Source organism: Stenotrophomonas sp. 3diitr2024 (assembly GCF_042136455.1).
Taxonomy (GTDB): domain Bacteria; phylum Pseudomonadota; class Gammaproteobacteria; order Xanthomonadales; family Xanthomonadaceae; genus Stenotrophomonas; species Stenotrophomonas sepilia.
Map to the genome: position 1 here is coordinate 1 of NZ_JBHHMJ010000434.1, position 4,877 is coordinate 4,877.

The window sequence follows — 4,877 nt, forward strand, 5'->3', positions numbered from 1 at the left end:
TGGCCGGCTGTTGGGGAAGCCGGCCAGCGGCCGGCTCTACCCGACGTCCGTAGCGGGCCTCAGCCCTTCATCGTGCCGGTATCCAGCCAGCGCTGGTGCCACGACAACGCTTCCGGCAGCAGGTGCGGGGTGTGCTTGCCGTAGCTCTCACGGCTGGCACGGTCGAAGTAATCCTGCAGCTGCGGGCGGAAGTCCGGGTGCGCGCAGTTGTCGATCAGCACCTGCGCGCGCTTGCGCGGGGTCAGGCCGCGCAGATCGGCCAGGCCCTGTTCGGTGACGATCACCGACACATCGTGCTCGGTGTGGTCGACATGGCTGGCCATCGGCACGATCGCCGAGATGGTGCCGTTCTTGGCGGTGGACGGGCTCAGGAACGCCGACAGGAAACCGTTGCGGGCAAAGTCACCGGAACCGCCGATGCCGTTCATGATCCGCGTGCCCATCACGTGCGTCGAATTGACGTTGCCGTAGATGTCCACCTCGATCATGCCGTTCATGCCGATGCAGCCGAGGCGGCGCACCAGTTCCGGATGGTTGGAGATTTCCTGCGTGCGCATGATGATGCGCTCGCGGTAGAAATCGATGTTCTCCTTGAACGTCTCATTCGCCTGCGGGCTCAGCGCGAAGCCGGTGCACGAGGCGTAGCTCAGCACGCCGTCGCGCAGCAGGTCGAGCATGCCGTCCTGGATCACTTCGGTGAACGCGGCCAGGTCGCGGAAACCGCTCTTGGCCAGGCCAGCCAGCACGGCGTTGGGGATGTTGCCCACGCCCGACTGCAACGGCAGCAGGTTCGGCGGCAGGCGGCCCTTCTTCACCTCGTGCTTGAGGAACTCGATCAGGTGCGAGGCGATCTGTTCGCTGGTCGCATCGATCGGGCTGAAGGGGCTGTTGCGGTCCGGGCCGTTGGTACGCACCACGGCCACGATCTTGTCCGGGTCGCAGCGCAGCGCGGTATCGCCGATACGGTCGTTGGCGTTCACCAGCGGAATCGGCTTGCGGTGCGGCGGCAGCGCGGTGCCGTAGTAGATGTCATGCATGCCGTCGACGCCGGCCGGCTGCCATTCGTTGACCTCGACGATCACCTTCCTGGCCAGGTCCAGCCAGGTCTTGTTGTTGCCGACCGAGGTGGAGGGCACCAGCGAACCATCTTCGCGGATGGCCGAGACTTCGATGACGGCGGTATCGATCTCGCCATAGAAGCCGAACCACACGTGCTGGGCAACGTGGCTGAGGTGGATGTCGATGTAATCCAGCTTGCCCTCGTTGATGCGGTTGCGCGCGTCCGGGTCGCTCTGGAACGGCATGCGCATGGCGATGCCATCGGCCTTGGCCAGCGCGCCATCGAGTTCCGGCGCGGTCGAGGCGCCGGTCATCAGCTTGATCTGGAAGGGATTGCCCTGGGCATGCACCGCTTCGATGCGGCGGGCCAGTTCGACGGGAACGGCCTTGGGATACCCGGAGCCGGTAAAGCCGCTCATGGCCACGGTTTCACCGGGCTGGATCAGCGCGGCTGCGGCCTCGGCGGAGACCACGCGGTCACGGAGACGCGCGTTGGCGATGCGATCAACAGACATGACGACAGTGTTTCTGGGGGGAATCCCGATTATCGGCCATCCTCATCCGTACGGGGGGTTCTACCTTCGTGGAATGGCTTTTCCCCCAGGGGCTCACCCATACCCACCGGTTCTGTTTTGCAGTGCAGCGTGCAAAGTGCTTTCGCAGCCCGCACGATGGCCCTGCATCCCGACGTGGGGGAGGGAGCAGAGCCCGCTGGCAGTTCGCTGCAAGCGGGCTTTTTTATTGCCTGTGGCCCAGTGTGAATACGCGGCTCCCCTTCAGGGTCGGATCCTTTTGCCAAGGGCAAAAGGCTCTGACCCCACCAGCGGCATCAAGCGGCGGCATCTCGGGGGCAGAGCCCTTCGCCGTTGGCAAAGGGATCCGACCCCGCGAGAATCAGGGCATGACCCTCGCCCCCGCTGACCTGCCCGCCCCGCTGCAGCCCCTTGTCGACCGCGCCCTGGCGCGCCTGGCCCAGGTCCTGCCCGAGCCCGTTCCTGCCGAACTGCTGCCGCTGCTGACCCGACTGGCGGTGGCCAGCGACTTCGCGCTGGACACCCTGGTGCGGCAACCGGCGCTGCTGGCGCAGCTGGCTACCCCCGGTTGCCCGCCGATCCCGCCACCGGTGCTCGATCCGCTGCAGCCCAGCGACTGGCCGGCGCAGATCCGGCGCTGGCGTACTGCCATGTCGACGCGGCTGATCTGGCGCGACCTGACCGGCCTGGACGACGTGGCACAGACCCTGGCCGGCGCCACCACCCTGGCCGAGGACTGCCTGCGGCTGGCGCTGGACGCGCTGCAGCAGGAATTCGCCCAGCGCCACGGTGTGGTCCGCGATGGCGAAGGCGCCGCGCAGCAGCTGGTGGTGTTCGGCCTCGGCAAGCTTGGCGGCGGCGAGCTCAACTTCAGTTCCGATATCGACCTGGTCTACGCCTATCCGCACGGCGGCGAATCCGACGGCCCGCGCGCGCTGGCCGCCGAAGAGTATTTCGCCCGCCTTGGCCAGCGCCTGGCCAAGCTGCTGGACGAAACCACCGTCGATGGCTTCAGCCACCGCGTCGACCTGCGCCTGCGCCCGTTCGGCAGCGCCGGCCGCGTCGCGCTGTCGTTCGCGGCGATGGACCAGTACTTCCAGCGCGAAGGCCGCGACTGGGAGCGCTATGCGTGGCTGAAGGCGCGCGCGGTCGCCGGTGATATCGAGGCCGGTGAAGCGTGGCTGCAGACCCTGCGCCCGTTCGTGTACCGCCGCTACCTGGATTTCACTGCGCTCGATGGCCTGCGCGAGATGAAGGCGGCGATCACCGCCGAAGTCGCGCGCCGCGAGCTGCACGAAGACATCAAGCGCGGCGCCGGTGGCATCCGCGAGATCGAGTTCCTGTGCCAGGCGCTGCAGCTGATCCGCGGTGGCCGCGAACCTGCGCTGCGCGAGCGCCGCCTGCTGGTGGCGCTGGACGCGCTGGTGGCTGCGGGGCAGATCGCGCCCGAGGACGGCAGTGCGCTGCGCGAGGCCTACCTGTTCCTGCGCCGCCTGGAGAACCGCCTGCAGATGCTGCGCGATGCGCAGACTCACGTGCTGCCCAGCGATGCACTGGACCGCGAGCGCATCGCCGTCGGCCTCGGCTACCCGGACTGGGACGTGCTGCGCGCGGCGCTGGCCGAACAGCAGCAGCGGGTCAGTACCGAATTCGCCGCGCTGCTGGCACCGCGCAAGGGCCAGGCCGCGCCCGACGCGCTGGCCAATTACTGGCGTAGCCTGCCCGAGGCCAGCAACGCGCCGTTGCTGGCCGAAGCCGGTTTCCTCGATGCCAATGGCGCCGACCAGTCATTGCGTGACTTCGCGCAGGGCACCGGCGTGAAGTCATTATCCGATGCGGCGCGTGCGCGGCTGGATCGCGTACTGCCCGCGTTGCTGCATGCGGCCACGCGTTCGCCGCAACCCGACGCTGCGCTCAAGCGTGTGCTCGGCCTGTTGCAGGCCGTGCTGCGCCGGACCAGCTATCTCGCGCTGCTGGACGAACAACCGAGCGCGTTGGCGCGTCTGGTCGATGTGCTGGCGCGCAGCGCGCTGCTGGCCGAGCGCCTGGCCGCGTACCCGCTGCTGCTGGACGAACTGCTGGACGTGCGCGTGTCCGGGCCGATGCCCGATGCGGCCGGCATGCTGGCCGAGTGCCAGCAGGTGCTGGCGGTGGAAGATCCCGAATCCGCACTGCGCTGGCTCAACGAGACGCGGCTGGCGCTCAGCTTCCGCATGGCGATGGCCACGCTGGATGGCCGCCAGGGTGCGGTGGACAGCACGCGGCAACTGGCCGAGCTGGCGCAGGCGGTGGTCACCACCGTGCTGGCGATGGCCGAAGCGGACATGCGCGCCGCGCACGGCGGGATTCCCGGTGGACGTTTCGCGATCATCGGCTACGGCAGCCTCGGCGGGCTTGAGCTGGGCTTCGGTTCCGACCTGGACCTGGTGTTCCTGCACGACAACCCGGCTGGCGTGGAGGCCAGCGATGGCGCACGTCCGCTGGAACCGGGGCGCTGGTATGCACGACTGGCACAGAAGGTGATGGCGCTGCTTGGTGCGGTCACCGCCGCCGGGCGCCTGTACGACATCGACGTGCGCCTGCGCCCGGACGGTGGCAAGGGTTCGCTGGTGTCTTCGTTGGCCAGCTACACCGAATACCAGCGCGAACGCGCATGGACCTGGGAACACCAGGCCCTGGTGCGCGCACGCGGCGTGGCCGGTGATGCCTGCCTGCTGGCCGATTTCGAACAGGTGCGTGCACAGACACTGGGGCGTGAGCGAGATCCGGCCACGCTGTATGCCGATGTGCTGAAGATGCGCGGCCGCATGCGCACCGAACTGGACCGCAGCGATGCCGCGCGGCTGGACCTGAAACAGGGTGCCGGTGGCGTGGTGGACCTGGAGTTCCTGCTGCAGACCGGCGTGCTGGCGCGTAGTGCGCAGCATGCGGCGTTGCTGCAGCCACGCGACACGCCGTCGCTGATCGATGCGCTGGCGGTTGCCGGTTTCCTGCCGGAAGACACTGCGCAAGCACTGCATGGCGCGCATGCCACGCTGCTCGACGTGGGCCTGGCCTGCACGCTGGACCGTCGCCCGCGACTGGCACCGACCACGCCCGCGATTGAAGACGCGTGTGCGGCGATTACGGCGGCGTGCAGAGCGGCGGAGCTGCCGTTCGGGTGAGTGGGTGCACCCATTAGAGCAATTGCCCGGGGATGATCCGCTGTTGGTAGGTGCCGACCGTTGGTCGGCACAATCTGTCAGCGGTGATGAACTCTGATGGAGCGTGCCGACCAACGGTCGG

Annotated in this window: 2 protein-coding genes; one reads left to right on the forward strand and one right to left on the reverse strand. The window is 68.1% G+C overall.

Features of this window, described 5'->3' with window-relative positions; all coding sequences use genetic code 11:
* Positions 1-59 precede the first annotated feature (59 nt).
* Positions 60-1,574: an acetyl-CoA hydrolase/transferase family protein gene (locus ABGA94_RS10810; RefSeq protein WP_021202957.1), complete on the reverse strand. Its 1,515-nt coding sequence runs from the start codon at positions 1,572-1,574 to the stop codon at positions 60-62.
* A gap of 386 nt (positions 1,575-1,960) precedes the next feature.
* On the opposite strand from ABGA94_RS10810, the gene glnE reads away from it, so the two are divergent.
* Positions 1,961-4,756 carry a bifunctional [glutamate--ammonia ligase]-adenylyl-L-tyrosine phosphorylase/[glutamate--ammonia-ligase] adenylyltransferase gene (gene glnE, locus ABGA94_RS10815; RefSeq protein WP_375367256.1) on the forward strand — a complete coding sequence of 932 codons (2,796 nt, stop codon included), beginning with the start codon at positions 1,961-1,963 and terminating at the stop codon, positions 4,754-4,756.
* Positions 4,757-4,877: the final 121 nt, after the last annotated feature.